Genomic DNA, 15,079 nt, shown 5'->3' with positions numbered 1-15,079 from the left:
GGTAAGATGATTGGGTTATGCGTAGGGTTCAGCTTGTTGTTTGCAACCATACTTATTCCAGGGCAGGCATTAGCGGAAAAGCAGCTTGCGGCGCCTCTTCGTTTTGATTTTGGTCCTGGGGATGTGGCTGACGGCTACACTCAGGTCACTGCTAAGGATGCTTACACGCCTGAGCGTGGCTATGGATTTACCGATCTTTCCAAGGTAAATGAAGAGAACCGTGGTGGAAGTGATGCTATCCGCTCAGATTTTGTTCGTGTTCAAGGCTCATCATTTGTCGTCAATTTACCACCTGCGGATTACACGCTTTCTCTGATTGCCGGAGATACTTCCGGAAACACGGACATTACGGTTAAAGCCGAATCCATTGTTAAAGTAGAGCCCACTGCCAAAACAGCAGGACAATTTGTCGAGGCTGCGTTTGAGCTTGCACTCATCGACGGTCAGCTCGAATTGTATTTCTCAGGAAATGAAGCGAAGATCAACGCTTTGGTTATCACTCCCAAGGGAGCTCGAACGGCTGGAGAACATCCTTCCGTATACCTTGCGGGAGATTCTACGGTTCAAACCTATAAATCCTCGATGAAGCCTCAGGCAGGCTGGGGGCAAATGATTGCGCCGTTCTTTACAGATGAGACTATTTTTGTGAACCGTTCTATTGGTGGACGTAGCACGAAGACTTTTTTGGTTCAAGGGCGGTTAGATGATATTTTACGGAATATCCGTCCAGGAGATTATCTATTCATACAGTTTGGGCATAATGATGCCGCGATCAATAATCAGGAGCGTTATGTTTCACCGGCCGATTACAAAGTATACTTGAAAACGTACATCCAAGGAGCCACTCAACGCGGTGCGGTACCTGTGCTAATTACTCCTGTAGGCCGCCGCGATTATGATGCAGCAAGTGCTTCGTTTCGGATTAGTTTCCCGGAATATGTGCAGGCCATGAAGGAAACAGCATCAGAGACGGGTGTTGCACTGGTCGATCTTAGTCAATTGAGTGTAGCCTACTATGATACATTAGGCCTGGAAGGAACACTTCCACTATTTTTACATTTGGAGCCAGGTGTGTATTCTGCATTTCCTGATGGCGTGAAGGATGATACACATTTTCAGGAGTATGGTGCGGAGCAAATAGCCCGCTTGGTAGCCCAAGGGGTTCGTGATTTGAATATTCCTCTATCCTCTTATGTAAAGGCAGAGAATCTGCAATAGCACCGAGTTTCCATAACCATGATATACTCAGAAAATAAGCTGGCCCTACCCAAACCCAGCATGATTTAGGCTTGGGTGGGGCTTTAATGTTCTGGACTTTAAGGAGGAAGTAGTATGACAGTCGCTCAACTTCATAATCTTATTAACGGTCAACTCCTGCATAATCAGCATCGGAGTTTATTTTATATGCGCGAGGGTTCTGTTCTGTTAGGACCTTCAACGGAAATGACGTACTGGCTGACGCAGCGAAGCTCGGAACTGATCCTCATGCTTAAAAGCTTGAAGCGCCAGCATACGTATCATGTTTTTGTGAAGGATGTAGCGGCTAAAATACTGTCCCAGTTTGTAAATACCAATCAGTATCTACATTTTCACACAGATCATGCGAGGGAGCTTACGGAGCTGTATGATCGATTCTTCACCCGGATTGAAAAGCTGTTCCAAAAGAAATCTATAGCAGGGGCAACTCTGGACTTACTGCTCCAGCAGCATTATGGGCATTTGAGAGATTTTTTAACTCGTACCAATGGACGTGAAGTGTTCGCTAAGTATGCAGAGAATGAATATACCTTTTGGGTACCTTGTGAGGAATATACACCGGAGTTACAAGCGAATCTGCTAGGATTGGACATTGCTCGTTTGCAAGAGCCTGTTCTAGATGTTGGTTGCGGATCAGAGGCACGGTTGGTTACTTATTTACGTGCCTACGGAATTGAGGCATACGGAACAGATCGGCTTGCTGAAACAGACGGTTGTATCACCCAAGGAGATTGGTTAGCGACTACTTATGAAGAAAGTAGATGGGGAACGATCGTTTCACATATGGCATTCTCCAATCATTTTATGCATCATCATCTGAAGGCAGATGGTAATATCCATGAGTACGCTCGTAAATATATGGAATTGCTTAAAGCCATTCGGCCAGGAGGGAGCTTTATCTACAGCCCGTGCCTCCCGTTTATGGAAGAGCTTTTGGATGCCCAAATGGGTTATCAAGTAGAGTATATCCAGTCATATGAAGGTTATAGAGCTACGAAGATAACGCGTATACATTCATAAGTGCTAGTATCAGCCATTTGTCAGATTCACTCTTTGAATGGTAGTATAAGGATAGATATTACTCTATTTGGGATTCTGTTAATGATCAGGATTCTCATGTCGTTGATTTGATAGCATAGTTGCCCTGAATAATAAATTATTGTATAGATAACGGAATTTTTCAGGGAAGATTAAACCATATTTTCCTAAAAGCCGATATATGGAAATGAGGCGAAAACACACTGTTATTATGCCCGCCGCAAAATGGATGTAATAATTGGGTTAGGAGAGTAGAAGAAGTGTCCGATCTGTATACAAAAAAAGAAGTAGAAGATTATGTAACGAACGTGGCTTTCGAACGACCTTTAGGTGTAAGCATTTCAGCTATTTTACTGATTTTTAATGGAGCACTCCTGTTGGTGACACAGCTATTGACGCTTAATGCATTAAATGAGGCTTCTACGTTGTTAGGCATGTGCAGGGGCATGTTTCAAGGATTTATCGCGTTGCTCGGTCTGGCAGGAACGGCTGCCGGTATTGGTATGTTGTTCGGTAAGAAGTGGGCTTGGTGGCTGGCATTATTTTATTTTACATATGAGACCATGCGTTATGCGTGTGCAATTCTGTTTATTCCCGATATCTCTCCAGCGTTAGGCGGTGTGCAGCTAAGTCCTGCTTTTTACTACATTAAATATGGTATGCGTATTATTTGGAATTTATTTTTTACGTTGTTTATGTGTCGTAGTACCGTGACTGGCTTTTTTCAAACAAGTGAAGTCAACAAATGGAGAGCATGCACCGCATTATTCTTCATCAATGGAGTAGTGGTGGGGATCGGCTGGTGGTTGACAAGATAGGCTCTTCGATGTGAAGGAGAGATGAATAATGACAATGGAAACGTTTCCGACTTTGGTAACCGATCGGCTTTATTTAAGGCAGCTTACATTAGCAGACGCGGAGGACATATTCAACTATTTTTCCAGAGATGAGGTTACTAAATTTTATGATTTGGAAAGCTTTACGAAGGTAGAGCAAGCTGAGAAATTTATTCGTTCCATGCTAACCAGATATGAGAAGCAAGAGGGCTTTCGCTGGGGGATTACGTTAAAAGAAGCTCCTGAGCGGGTGGTGGGTACAATTGGATTTCATAACTGGCAGAAGGAACACTCCCGTATCGAAATCGGCTATGAGCTGGCACCGGAATACTGGCGGCAGGGCCTGATGACAGCAGCGATGAAGGTGGTGGTGGATTACGGCTTTCAATTGCCGCAGGTTCACCGTATAGAAGCCTTCATTGATCCAGATAACGAAGGCTCCAGACGGCTATTGCTCAAAAGTGGCTTTACTAAAGAGGGGCACTTGAGAGATTACTTTTATGAAAAAGGTCAGTTTGTTGACGCTGTTGTTTTTGGCTATCTTCGCAAGGAGTTTTCTGCGGAGCAGTAAATTTACAAATATCCTTTGTCCCCGTAAGGCTGGAGTCGATCAAGCCAGGTCTGCTCCAGCTTTGCCAGCGCGTCTTTGACATCAAAGAATTCCGAATCCTTTTTCTTCAAAACATCCAGCACTTCAAATTCAAACGAATCTTCGCCGTACTCATTCCATTCCTGTTGTAGCGGTTTATTCTTAAACATACCCATTTGCAACTCAAAACGGCGTCCATTCAGCGATTTTAAATTCGGCGTGGAAGCAATGAAAATTTTTCCATTATGTGTATTGCGAATGCAATAGATTCCTGCCTCTGTCTTCATCTCCATGTATTGCTGAACTAGTTCTTTTCTTCGATCCATTGTCGAATCCTCCTATTTTATAAGCGCCTAGCTTCAAGATTCCTTCAACCAATATTCACTGCCATCCGGTTTGCGATCCAATAGACCATATTCAATCATATATCTTCGCACCGTGACATAATCGTCATATACTTCCTGTAAAATCGCATTGATATCTTTCTCATGATATATTTGTCCCTTCACAAAACGGCTCGCAATTTCACGCAGTACAATCAGCTTGTGTTTTTCTTGCATTTTAAAGGTCTTTAGGCGCCCGTCCGTACCATTCGGAAAATACTTCGTGAGTACCTTGAGCCTTTCGTCTTTCGTAATGTTGTAGCGTTCATCCACCATCCGTGCTCGTACGGGTACTTCTACCATGGCGGGAGCGTGACGATCTTTCTCCTTTAACAGTTCCATTAATGTGAGAAATACCTTGGCCTGCCGTTCTTTTTCCTTGAGACCAAAGCGATGATTGCGTATGGTGGATGCACTGCCGATTCCGGTTTCCTTTTGAATATCCGCATCGCCCATCCCTTGATAAAATAACTGAAGTAACCGATTTTGATGATCCGTCAGTCCAGTCAGCTTTTTATCCAGACCGATCAAATAGTCAAAGACCGATCCGTACGTCCGCTCAATATGAAGACGCATATACCGCTCCGCGTCATAAAATACCCCTTGATCCTGATATATGATGCCTTGCTCGTATCGTTGTCCGTCCAAGAGGCAAACTACCTGCTCTCCTTGGCGAATATATCCACGCTTCAGTTCTTCAATATCAGCATTCCAGAATAGTTCGGAATGATCCATTTAGCAAACACCTCAATTAAATGATGATTATTTTATAGACAATATAACATTTTGTTTATTTTAAATCAATGAGTGGATATTTTTTAAGATCTCGACAATGTTCGCTATATACAAAAGAGAATTAGGTTTGTTATTATATGTAAATTATTGAATTGCATTAAGACTGGATAGTTTCTATTTATTGTAATAAGGTGGATTGGTAAACAATGAACATAATGCGATTAGAAGAAGTCATAGAGAGTGGAGATTTAAAGGAAGCGATAAGGATTATAGAGGATGTGGGTGAAAAGCTGGATCATACATTCACTCCAATATTATTGAGTTATTTGGCAACAACGGATAGTGCATTGCTCAGAAATGTAATCGCCATTACGTTAGCTGATCTAGGAGACAGTGAAGCGGTGCTGCCACTTATTGACTTGTTAAGAAGTCCTAAGACGAAAGGGAATAGAGGAACACTGTTATATGCTCTAGAATTTTTTGACGTATCTACTCATGTTGTGGTGCTGGTAGATTTACTGGATGATACCTTTGAAGCGAGTAGACAATCCTATCAACTGATAAGTACAGTGCAAGATAAAATCTCTGAGGCTCAAAAGGGGCTATGTAGACAAATGATAAGAAGAAAGCTGGGCGATCATAAAAATAAATATAAGCGTGACTTTTTGCTAGAATCTTTAGAGCTTTTTACATGAGGCCTTTAAACCTTATTGGCTTCAAATTAATTGATTATTGCTCTATCCTGAAATGCTATATTCCTTAAAATTATTGTTGGGAGGTATGATATAAATTGAGACAGAGATTTGCTGTTATGGACGATGAAAGTGGGCTCACAGTTGGTTATTGTCGAGATGTGGTTGGGTTAACGGGTGATATTATGGTTGGAACGAATGAAAAGGTCATTTTTGAGCAATTTGAATTTAACGAAGAATTCATAGAAAACATAGCAAAGACAAAACAATCTGTATCCAACTTGTACATTGCTATTTTAGATGATGAAGAAAAAGTGATTGGAAGCTATCATTATCACCTACCTGAATCCTATATAATCCATAAACTAAATTACAATAAAGGAAACTTCAATCTGGAGTTAACAGGCATACTTGAAACGAAGCCCTCCTCTGTGGAATTAAGATTATGGGAGTTATTAAAGTGCGCTCAGTCGCTTGAAAATAATATATGGCAAGGCTTTTCTAAAGAAGAACGGTCTGGATGGCTAAACGTGACTAGAATACATTCTGCATCTAATTGTTTTCAATCTTCCAGAATGGATAAACGAGGAGAAGTCTACACCTTAGACGGGAAACACATATTTGATTTTACAACATTTTTTATAGCACTTGGGGAAGCGATTAATGGGCCTGGAGGGTACTTTGGATTTAGCTTGGACAGTATATCGGACTGTCTCTGTGGAGGTTTTGGGGCAGTAGGACCGTTCACAATCCATTGGCAAAACGCACATTATTTCTTGGAAAGATTCGAGGAAGAATGGGATCAAGAAGAGAGATACTATAGATTTTCACCACAGCAATATTTTATGGATCTTTTAACGATCTTAATATCAGGTGGTGTTACCGTGAATTTTTCTTCGAATTAAGCTAGCAAAGCAAAAAGGGAATTTTGAAATGGAATATAAATTAATGCATCCATCTTATACAGGGAGGAATATATTTAAAGTTTGCGTATGACTATTTTAGCGAATGTATCAGTTGTTGACTAATAAATATGAGCGGATTTAAGGAGAACTAAAACCCCAATCACTTCCCAATAATATTTTTTGCTGCTGCTCAGATGTAGGTGGCTGGGGTTCTTCCAAGCCATATTGCTCTGCTAGTCTCTCTTTCGTTTTTTGATCTATGACAAGGTCATTCTGTGCAAAGGTGAAGCACATAGGAATGCTTAGCTGTACTAAAAAAAGTAATACTACTGCTCCGATAATTATTTTTTTGCTCTGCATGGATAGCTCCTGTGATCTCAGATTTTGTTTTATATTTTTTGTTATTCTGACTAAATTATGCCTTTACAGGTTTTTGTGACCATATTATAATGGTAAATAACAGCAACGATTGACATACACTGGTTTATCGGGGTATAGCGCAGCTAGGTAGCGCGCACCCTTGGGGTGGGTGAGGTCGTGGGTTCGAATCCCGCTACTCCGATTATAATCCAAATGTCCTGCTGGTGCAGATAATGCGCCTGCCGGGCATTTTTTTGTATATTACATATATCCTATCGCTCTTTGTCGCTACTGGGTTTTGACGAGCTAGCCGTATGTAACGAGTGTATGTACTTGTGAAGCATTGAGGGGAGATAGGATGAAGCCACTTCTGCACGGGATTGGGAGGCAGAAGTGGCAAATCAACAATCGCTGGCGGAACGGATGTACGCTTTTTTTATTTGTCTATAAAGATTCCTGAAGGGCCTTAGAAGAAGTGCTGTAATCAGCATAACGGGGAAGCACAATAGTGTAGTATATGCCTACCATAACGGTACAGACCCCAACTAATAAAAACAAGAGCTCAATTGAAATAAATGAAGGAAAGCTTACAGCAATGAAACCTAATGTAAGAGACTGAGACAGCATCATTAACGGATTAATCAAACCTTGCACACGTCCCATCATTTGAGGATCTACAATACGAGGCAGCCATCCTCCTATACCAATGTTAATGAACGGAAGGATCAGTGCAATGACAAAATTGATAATCATAAAAGCATAGAGGTGGTTAACAAAACCAAGTATGCACATGCCTATTCCAGCTACCAGAACTCCGGCTGCAATCATTTGGTGTAGCTTTAGCTTGGCGGAGATGAGCGAAGCGATTAGTGTACCAAGCAACACACCAGCTCCAAAAATGATACCTGTCCAAACCATATACTGCTCATAGTTGCCTGGAGCTAGCTTATATTTAAGGATAAACATCGGTAAAACGCTAAAACCACCATTTAAAATACCGAACATAAAAAAGCCTGAAACCAACCAAAGCAATAGTCTGTTGCGTAATATGTAAAGAAACCCTTGTTTAAAATCGATCATGACAAGTTTGAATTTTAATTGTTTAAATTGATGTGCACCGTTCGGAAGGCGTACTTCCTCGGGAATTTTGCAAGAACGAATGAGCAGTGCAGACACAATAAAAGAAATAGCATCAATGAGGATGGCTCCAGTAATTCCAAAGTGCCAGTAAACGACGGCCCCCAGAGTTCCTCCAAATAACATGAAAAGACTCCCCATCATTTGATTGAGGCCTGCGGCAATGGTGTAATCATCTTCGCTTAATATCCCCTGTATAATGGCACTTTCGGCTGGAAAGAAAAACTTGGAGGCAGCACTACGGATGAAGAGGAGGGCAAATACCAAAGGAATCGAATCGATCCAAATAAAAACAAGCAAGCATAAGGATAAAAAGGCGCTAATCCAGTCACAATTAACAGCAATTTTTTGTCTGTCCATCCGATCTGCCAGCACTCCAACCACGAGAAATACTACCAGCATCGGGAGCGAATACATTAACTCGGCAAGTGTTGCATAGTAAGGCTGATTTGTAAACCGTTTCAACAAATAAAACATGAATGCAGTAACTCCGATAATTCCTCCCATTTGTGAGGCGAAGGTTGCCAGGAAAAATCTGACATAATTCTTGTTTCTGAGTATTTGTTTTAGTCCAGTCACAGTTCCATCCCTTTCGCTTTCAAAGCGGTTTTTAGATGCCTAAGTAAAATAATAGTGAAAAGTAGGAAAATTGTACAGAAAAGTGACTTTAATGTCACTTTAAGTTTGAATTTGCATCGTATCGGCAACTTAAATAACCAGCCATCGGTTGATATCCGACAGCTGGTTATTTAAGTTGCCATGTGCTTGATTCCTGAATCACAAAAGGGTGTCAATCTCCAATCTTAATTAAGCTAAATCCTCGCCATTTATAGCGATTACTTTTATATACCAGTCACAGATTTAAGTTCGTGATTAGGATATCCGTTTATATCACATCCTAATCTTTAATTGATAAAGACTACAGAATTACAGAATAGCCCGATTCATCTCATTTACGCATGGATATGTTGAGAAAAAGGAAATGCTCATAGCTAGAAAACTTTATACAATGAAAGAGAAATAAGCACTGTGAAATTCGACTTTTGATCATGGATTTCATATAATGTGAATTGCTTAAATTAGAGAGATTTAACAAAACGACAAAATGAAAATGATTTCCGTCCAGCTATGAATTTCAAAATTTGACGGAGGGAACGAGATGACAATGGAAGAGAGCAGCAGACAGGTACCTTGGCAGACGTATTACGGACCTAATCTAGGTTATGTGCAGGACCAGTATGAAAAGTATGTAGCGGATCCCGGAACGGTTGATCCGGCTTACCGCGAGCTGTTTGATCAATGGGGCGAGCCGCCACAATCCGAATATTCGGCTGCTTCCATGATAGACAACAAATTACAAGGCCCCCCCGTAAATGCTTTGGGGCACCTTGATTCGAACACATTACAGAAAGCGGTTACAGCGGGCAAAATGGTGTGGAATATCCGTGAATACGGACATTTGGCCGCCCAAATCGATCCACTGGGACTGGATGCAGAGCAGGATACACGTCTGCTTGATCCAGCATCTTACGGTTTAACTGAACAAGACCTAAAGGCTTTTCCAGCCTCTTTAATATGGGATAACGCTCCAGCGGGAACACTGAACGGGTGGGAAGCCATTCAACGGCTACGTGTAGCATACACAGGACCGATTGCCTATGAATTTAGTCATATTCATAACGAGGAGGAACGCCGCTGGCTGAACAGCTATGCAGAATCCGGCTGGTCCTCCAAGCCACTTACAACACAGGAACGCAAGTCGTTGCTGGGCAGATTGGTAGAAGTAGAACAGTTCGAAGAGTTCTTGCATAAAACATTCGTCGGGCAGAAGCGTTTTTCCATTGAGGGTAATGATGTGCTTGTCCCTGTACTCGACGAGGTTATTCGTCTAACCACAAATGCAGGAGCAAGTCATGTCCTGATGGGGATGGCGCATCGTGGTCGTCTGAATGTATTGGCACATGTGCTGGGCAAGCCTTATAGCAAAATTTTCTCTGAATTTCATCATTCCCCGAATAAGGATCTGATTCCGTCGGAAGGTTCCACTGGAATTAACTACGGCTGGACTGGGGATGTAAAATATCATCTGGGTGCGGATCGTTTTGTAAAAGATGGGGAAGCCGTCCAGGCCCGTCTGACATTGGCGAACAACCCAAGTCACCTGGAATATGTGAATCCGGTGGTGCAGGGATTTTCGCGTGCGGCACAGGAAGATCGCAGTGAGGCTGGTTATCCGAAGCTGGACGTTAGCAAGGCAGCTACCATTATTATGCACGGTGATGCGGCGTTCCCGGGTGAAGGTATCGTAGCCGAATCACTCAATTTCACCAATTTGCGCGGCTTCCGTAATGGTGGCACAGTGCACATCATTGTGAACAATCGTCTGGGCTTTACGACAGAGAGTGTTGATTCACGTTCGACCCGTTATGCCAGCGATCTGGCCAAGGGCTACGAAATTCCAATTGTACACGTGAATGCGGATAATCCTGAGGCTTGTATTGCAGCGGCTCGTATGGCTGGTGAGTACCGTAATCGCTTCAAGAAGGATTTTCTGATTGATCTGATTGGTTACCGTCGTTATGGTCACAATGAATCCGATGATCCGGAAACAACTCAACCGCTGGTGTATCGCAAGGTAAAGAATCATCCAACGGTGAGCAAATTATATGCTCAAAAGCTGATGAAGCAGGGCATAGTGGATGAAGCATTTAGTGCTGGCCTCATTGAGAAGGTCCAAAACCGACTGAAGGAAGCACATGAGCATGTGAAGAATCAACCGGAGGAGGAGCCTGAATTTACTGCTGTGAAGGCGAAAAAGAATCAGAGCACACCGGTCCGTACTGCGGTTGAAATGAAAAAACTGCGTCAAATTAATGAAAATTTACTCAAATGGCCACAGGCTTTTCATGTATATCCGAAGCTGGAACGAATTTTACAGCGTAGAAAAACCGCTCTGAACGAGGGTGAAAAGGTAGATTGGAGCTTGGCGGAGACACTCGCTTTAGCTACCATTCTAGCAGACGGCAAGCCTATTCGTATGACAGGTCAGGATGCAGAGCGAGCTACTTTTGCTCACCGTAACCTTGTGCTGCATGAGCCTGAAACCGGGCGTACCCATTGCCCGCTGCATACATTGCCGGAAGCACGTGCTTCGTTCAGTATTCATAACAGTCCATTGTCTGAGGCATCAGTCCTCGGCTTCGAGTATGGCTATAACGTGTTTTCTCCTGAGACGTTGGTCATTTGGGAAGCGCAATTCGGTGATTTTGCCAACTGTGCGCAGGTTATTTTCGACCAATTCATTTCCGCTGGCCGTGCCAAATGGAGACAGAAGTCCAGTCTGGTGATGCTGTTACCGCATGGTAGTGAAGGACAAGGACCTGAGCATACGAGTGCACGTCTGGAGCGTTTCCTCCAGTTGTCTGCACAAAATAACTGGACTGTCGCCAATTTGAGCAGCGCCTCACAGTATTTCCATCTGCTGCGCCGTCAGGCTGCATTAAGCGAAAGTGAGGAAGCTCGTCCGCTTGTGATGATGTCGCCGAAGAGCCTGATTCGCAACAATCGTGTCGCTTCGCCTGCTTCTGAATTCAGTGAGGGAACATTCCGTCCTGTGTTGGAGCAATCTGGTCTGGGATCACGTCCGGATCGGGTAGAGCGCATTGTACTGTGCAGTGGCAAGATTGCCATTGATCTGGAGGAAGCGTTGGAGAAGGATAAAAACGGGAATGAAGCAGAGGAGCGTTTGCACATTATTCGTGTGGAGCAGCTATATCCTTTCCCGGCAGAGGAAATTCGGAATATTTTTAGTCGCTTCCCACGTGTTAAGGAGTTCGTATGGGCTCAGGAAGAACCTAAAAATATGGGGGCCTGGAGTTATATGGAGCCTCGTCTGCGGGAGGTTGTGCCACAGGGAGCGGAAATTCGCTACGCAGGCAGACCGGACCGTTCCAGCCCGGCGAGCGGTTATCAGCAAGTACACAGCCTAGAACAACAGCGAATTATTCAATCGGCGTTGAAGCAGGATTCCAAAAACAATATTACACTGGGGAGGTAGCGGCTGTGAGTGATATTATAGTGCCAGCAATGGGAGAATCCATCACGGAAGGAACAATCTCCAAATGGCTTGTAAAGGAAGGAGATTCCGTAGGACAGGGAGATGTTCTACTGGAGCTGGAAACGGATAAGGTCAATCTGGAAATTAGCGCCGAAGAAGCAGGTGTAGTCCAGAAAATCCTTCGTCAAGAGGGGGATACTGTGGTTATCGGTGAAGCTGTTGGCTTGATCGGAAACGACAGTGGTGCGGAAGCAACTGGTGCCGGAGAAGCCGCAGCGACTCAAGCGCCTGAAGCGCCGTCCGTAGCAACTTCACAGACTTCCGTAGAAAGCGGCGGTAAAGCAGTAGAAAAGTCTGCGCCGCCCATCCCCTCCAATAGTGACGGGAATGGTCAGACGGCATCACCATCCGCCCGGAAGCTGGCGCGTGAGCGCGGGATTGACCTTGAGCAGGTACAAGGAAAGGACCCGCTTGGACGTGTGTTTCAGGAGGACGTAAAAACGCATAACAGCGCTGAAGTATCACGTACAGCATCTGTACCTGCGTCTCCCGCTGCTGGCAAGTCTGTGTCACCGTCTCCAGCTCAAACAGAGTACAGCAAGCCTGTGGAACGGCAGCGGATGTCCCGTCGGAGAGCGACGATTGCCAAGCGTCTTGTTGAAGCACAGCAAACAGCCGCCATGCTTACGACTTTTAATGAAGTGGATATGACCGCTATTCTTGATGTGCGCAAACGCCGTAAAGATAAGTTTAAGGAGAAACATGATGTAGGGCTGGGTTTTATGTCCTTCTTTACGAAGGCAGTGGTTGGCGCGCTCAAGCGCTTCCCTACTGTGAATGCAGAAATCAATGGCGATGATATCGTACTGAAAAAATACTATGATATCGGGATTGCTGTATCTGCCAAGGAAGGTTTGGTCGTTCCTGTTGTTAGGGATGCTGATCGGCTTGGTTTTGCTGAAATTGAGAAGAGCATTGCCGATTTGGCTAGCAAAGCTCGTTCCAATTCACTTTCTCTGGGAGACTTGCAAGGAGGAACCTTTACCATAACCAATGGAGGTATTTTCGGTTCCCTGCTGTCTACGCCAATTCTGAATACGCCGCAAGTGGGTATTTTGGGAATGCATAAAATCCAACTTCGCCCGATTGCCATCGACGAGGAACGTATGGAAAATCGTCCGATGATGTATATCGCGTTGTCCTATGACCACCGTATTATTGATGGTAGCGAGGCGGTCCGTTTCCTGGTAACGGTCAAAGAATTGCTGGAAGATCCCGAATCATTGTTGCTGGAAGGATAAAATATATCATTCGAGTGCATCTCCCTTGTACGTGCATGACAAAAGCAGACTCTTGCGGGTCTGCTTTTTTTCCTGCATAGTTATAACATAAGGCTATAGACAATTGCAGACATTCAGATACAGAGAAGGGCGGGAACTGTTTTGGACAAAGACTTGCGCTACCCGATTGGACCGTTCGTGGTTCCAGAACCCATTACAGAAGAACAGTTGACCACATGGATCGACGACATTGCTGAATTGCCTGGACAATTGCGTCAGGCGGTCGAAGGACTGAATGAGCAGCAGTTAAATACGCCTTATCGTGAAGGAGGATGGACGATTCGGCAGGTTGTTCATCATTTGGCAGACAGCCATATGAACAGCTATATCCGTTTTAAGCTAGCGCTGACAGAAGATACACCGACAATCAAACCCTATGATGAGGGGCGTTGGGCTGAAATACCAGACGCTAGAGAGCTTCCACTGGAACCTTCGTTGCAATTGCTGGAAGGACTTCATGAACGGTGGGTGACCATGTTGCGTTCATTGGGGGAAGATCAGCTACACCGAACATTTATTCATCCTGAATCGGGCCAGACGATCCGTCTGGAACGAAACATTGGCATCTATGCCTGGCATGGCAAGCATCACACAGCTCATATTACTTCGCTGAAAGAACGAAATGCATGGTAATTAACTCCAAAATGATGCCCTGATGAAAAATAAAGGAATACAAAAGAAGCCTTTAAAGCCACTTTTATCATGCTTTAAAGGCTTCTTTTGCTAATTTCTCACTAGGAAGATGACTTGGGCGAAGCTGATAAAGCGGATGCTTCGGAGGCTCCAGACCCAACGGAAACAGAGGTTGCCCCTGTGTTAATATGACGGTCGAGCCAGTCCACGATGTCACTCATTACCTCGTCGCGATTTGTTTCATGCAACATCTCATGGCGACCGTCAGGATAAAGGCGATACTCCAAGTCTTGAAGCTCCAGGCTTCGATACATATCCACTAGCGACAACACACCTTTTCCGAACAAGCCCACCGGATCACGATCCCCGGCAAAAATATAAACGGGCAGTTTGGGATTAATGTTTTTCAACGAGGAGGGCCAGTGAATTTCTTGCAAAAGCCTGAAAAAATCGAGGAAAAAGCCTGTCGTGCAAATAGCTCCACATAGTGGGTCGTGCACGAACTGATCTACTTCCTCAGGATCACGGGACAGCCAGTCGAACGCTGTGCGCACAGGACGAAAAGCACGGTTAAAGCCGCCAAAGACCATAGCGTTGAGCAGCATGCTACGATGATCCATTCCTTGCAGTTTGGCTTGCAGCAGAGCAACCTGTTCTCCGAGTTTCAGCAGACTACGTCGTCCGTTGGTTCCCGATAAAATAAACCCGTGATACGCCTGTTGATCATCATACATAATTTTCTGGGTTAAAAAGGAGCCCATGCTGTGACCCAGTAAAAAACGAGACTGATCAGGGAATTCCTTGGCCGCAATTTCGCCTAGCTCCAGCATGCCTTTTGCCATTCGGTTGAATGCATTGGCTCCCGGCATACCGAGCTTATCAGGATCACCAGCTGTGCGCCCGTGGCCGATATGATCGTTGGCATACACGCCGTAACCAGAAGCGGTAAGCTTTTCGGCCAGCCGAATGTAGCGGTATGACGTCTCACACATGCCATGCGAAACTTGAACGATTCCCTTGATGGGAATGTTCGGCTCGGGCAGCCATCGATAAGCAAATAGCTCTGTTCCGTCATCTTCAGCGATGGTGAAGGTGTATTCCCGCATGATTAGACATC

General features: G+C 44.3%; 14 protein-coding genes and 1 tRNA gene. 10 read left to right on the top strand and 5 right to left on the bottom strand.

What is annotated here, in order from left to right; all coding sequences use genetic code 11:
• Nucleotides 1–6 precede the first annotated feature (6 nt).
• From C0638_RS00755 to C0638_RS00740, 4 genes are all read left to right on the top strand, one after another.
• Nucleotides 7–1,218 carry a rhamnogalacturonan acetylesterase gene (locus C0638_RS00755; RefSeq protein ID WP_058712476.1) on the top strand — a complete coding sequence of 404 codons (1,212 nt, stop codon included), beginning with the start codon at nt 7–9 and terminating at the stop codon, nt 1,216–1,218.
• Between the two features lie 114 nt (nt 1,219–1,332).
• Nucleotides 1,333–2,277 (top strand): class I SAM-dependent methyltransferase, encoded by a 945-nt coding sequence (locus tag C0638_RS00750; protein WP_058712467.1) that lies wholly within the window; start codon nt 1,333–1,335, stop codon nt 2,275–2,277.
• A gap of 278 nt (nt 2,278–2,555) precedes the next feature.
• On the top strand, nt 2,556–3,113 hold the full coding sequence (locus C0638_RS00745) for a hypothetical protein (RefSeq protein WP_058712466.1): 558 nt from the start codon (nt 2,556–2,558) through the stop codon (nt 3,111–3,113).
• 28 nt (nt 3,114–3,141) lie between these two features.
• Entirely contained in the window at nt 3,142–3,702 is a 561-nt protein-coding gene (locus C0638_RS00740) for a GNAT family N-acetyltransferase (RefSeq protein ID WP_013370053.1), read from the top strand.
• Between the two features lie 2 nt (nt 3,703–3,704).
• Here C0638_RS00740 and C0638_RS00735 read toward each other — a convergent pair whose 3' ends face one another.
• Together C0638_RS00735 and C0638_RS00730 are read right to left on the bottom strand one after the other, a co-directional pair.
• A complete protein-coding gene (locus tag C0638_RS00735) occupies nt 3,705–4,046 on the bottom strand; it encodes a GIY-YIG nuclease family protein (protein WP_058712465.1) in 342 nt (113 codons plus the stop codon).
• Nucleotides 4,047–4,079: 33 nt separating this feature from the next.
• Nucleotides 4,080–4,838 carry a DUF2087 domain-containing protein gene (locus C0638_RS00730; protein WP_102163289.1) on the bottom strand — a complete coding sequence of 253 codons (759 nt, stop codon included), beginning with the start codon at nt 4,836–4,838 and terminating at the stop codon, nt 4,080–4,082.
• Between the two features lie 206 nt (nt 4,839–5,044).
• Between C0638_RS00730 and C0638_RS00725 the strand changes: the two genes are divergently transcribed.
• Nucleotides 5,045–5,533: a HEAT repeat domain-containing protein gene (locus C0638_RS00725; RefSeq protein WP_058712023.1), complete on the top strand. Its 489-nt coding sequence runs from the start codon at nt 5,045–5,047 to the stop codon at nt 5,531–5,533.
• Between the two features lie 95 nt (nt 5,534–5,628).
• The gene (locus C0638_RS00720; protein WP_058712022.1) at nt 5,629–6,435 is read left to right on the top strand and encodes a barstar family protein; all 807 of its coding nucleotides are present in this window, start codon (nt 5,629–5,631) and stop codon (nt 6,433–6,435) included.
• A 138-nt stretch (nt 6,436–6,573) separates the two neighbouring features.
• Here C0638_RS00720 and C0638_RS00715 read toward each other — a convergent pair whose 3' ends face one another.
• Nucleotides 6,574–6,795, bottom strand: a complete 222-nt coding sequence (locus C0638_RS00715; RefSeq protein ID WP_233902263.1) for a hypothetical protein — start codon at nt 6,793–6,795, stop codon at nt 6,574–6,576.
• A gap of 128 nt (nt 6,796–6,923) precedes the next feature.
• On the opposite strand from C0638_RS00715, the gene C0638_RS00710 reads away from it, so the two are divergent.
• Nucleotides 6,924–6,997, top strand: a tRNA-Pro gene (locus C0638_RS00710).
• Between the two features lie 242 nt (nt 6,998–7,239).
• Here the strand turns inward: C0638_RS00710 and C0638_RS00705 are convergent.
• Nucleotides 7,240–8,511, bottom strand: a complete 1,272-nt coding sequence (locus C0638_RS00705; RefSeq protein WP_014599564.1) for an MFS transporter — start codon at nt 8,509–8,511, stop codon at nt 7,240–7,242.
• Nucleotides 8,512–9,091: 580 nt separating this feature from the next.
• On the opposite strand from C0638_RS00705, the gene C0638_RS00700 reads away from it, so the two are divergent.
• From C0638_RS00700 to C0638_RS00690, 3 genes are all read left to right on the top strand, one after another.
• The gene (locus C0638_RS00700) at nt 9,092–11,989 is read left to right on the top strand and encodes a 2-oxoglutarate dehydrogenase E1 component (protein WP_013370059.1); all 2,898 of its coding nucleotides are present in this window, start codon (nt 9,092–9,094) and stop codon (nt 11,987–11,989) included.
• 5 nt (nt 11,990–11,994) lie between these two features.
• A complete protein-coding gene (gene odhB, locus C0638_RS00695) occupies nt 11,995–13,290 on the top strand; it encodes a 2-oxoglutarate dehydrogenase complex dihydrolipoyllysine-residue succinyltransferase (RefSeq protein ID WP_013370060.1) in 1,296 nt (431 codons plus the stop codon).
• Nucleotides 13,291–13,431: 141 nt separating this feature from the next.
• Nucleotides 13,432–13,962 carry a YfiT family bacillithiol transferase gene (locus tag C0638_RS00690; RefSeq protein ID WP_058712021.1) on the top strand — a complete coding sequence of 177 codons (531 nt, stop codon included), beginning with the start codon at nt 13,432–13,434 and terminating at the stop codon, nt 13,960–13,962.
• Between the two features lie 101 nt (nt 13,963–14,063).
• Here C0638_RS00690 and C0638_RS00685 read toward each other — a convergent pair whose 3' ends face one another.
• Nucleotides 14,064–15,068 carry an alpha/beta fold hydrolase gene (locus C0638_RS00685; RefSeq protein WP_013370062.1) on the bottom strand — a complete coding sequence of 335 codons (1,005 nt, stop codon included), beginning with the start codon at nt 15,066–15,068 and terminating at the stop codon, nt 14,064–14,066.
• Nucleotides 15,069–15,079 lie beyond the last annotated feature (11 nt).

Source organism: Paenibacillus sp. lzh-N1 (genome assembly GCF_002872435.1).
In the GTDB taxonomy this organism is placed as follows: Bacteria; Bacillota; Bacilli; order Paenibacillales; family Paenibacillaceae; genus Paenibacillus; species Paenibacillus polymyxa_C.
The sequence above is the reverse complement of the archived record's forward strand: the minus strand, read 5'-3'. Positions and strand labels throughout refer to the sequence as shown.

What these genes read in the sequence shown, in the direction of transcription:
- C0638_RS00740 (WP_013370053.1), top strand. Translation starts at nt 3,142, where the DNA reads ATGACAATGGAAACGTTTCCGACTTTGGTAACCGATCGGCTTTATTTA.
- C0638_RS00730 (WP_102163289.1), bottom strand. Translation starts at nt 4,838, where the DNA reads ATGGATCATTCCGAACTATTCTGGAATGCTGATATTGAAGAACTGAAG.
- C0638_RS00755 (WP_058712476.1), top strand. Translation starts at nt 7, where the DNA reads ATGATTGGGTTATGCGTAGGGTTCAGCTTGTTGTTTGCAACCATACTT.
- C0638_RS00750 (WP_058712467.1), top strand. Translation starts at nt 1,333, where the DNA reads ATGACAGTCGCTCAACTTCATAATCTTATTAACGGTCAACTCCTGCAT.
- C0638_RS00700 (WP_013370059.1), top strand. Translation starts at nt 9,092, where the DNA reads ATGACAATGGAAGAGAGCAGCAGACAGGTACCTTGGCAGACGTATTAC.
- C0638_RS00725 (WP_058712023.1), top strand. Translation starts at nt 5,045, where the DNA reads ATGAACATAATGCGATTAGAAGAAGTCATAGAGAGTGGAGATTTAAAG.
- C0638_RS00715 (WP_233902263.1), bottom strand. Translation starts at nt 6,795, where the DNA reads ATGCAGAGCAAAAAAATAATTATCGGAGCAGTAGTATTACTTTTTTTA.
- C0638_RS00735 (WP_058712465.1), bottom strand. Translation starts at nt 4,046, where the DNA reads ATGGATCGAAGAAAAGAACTAGTTCAGCAATACATGGAGATGAAGACA.
- C0638_RS00685 (WP_013370062.1), bottom strand. Translation starts at nt 15,068, where the DNA reads ATGCGGGAATACACCTTCACCATCGCTGAAGATGACGGAACAGAGCTA.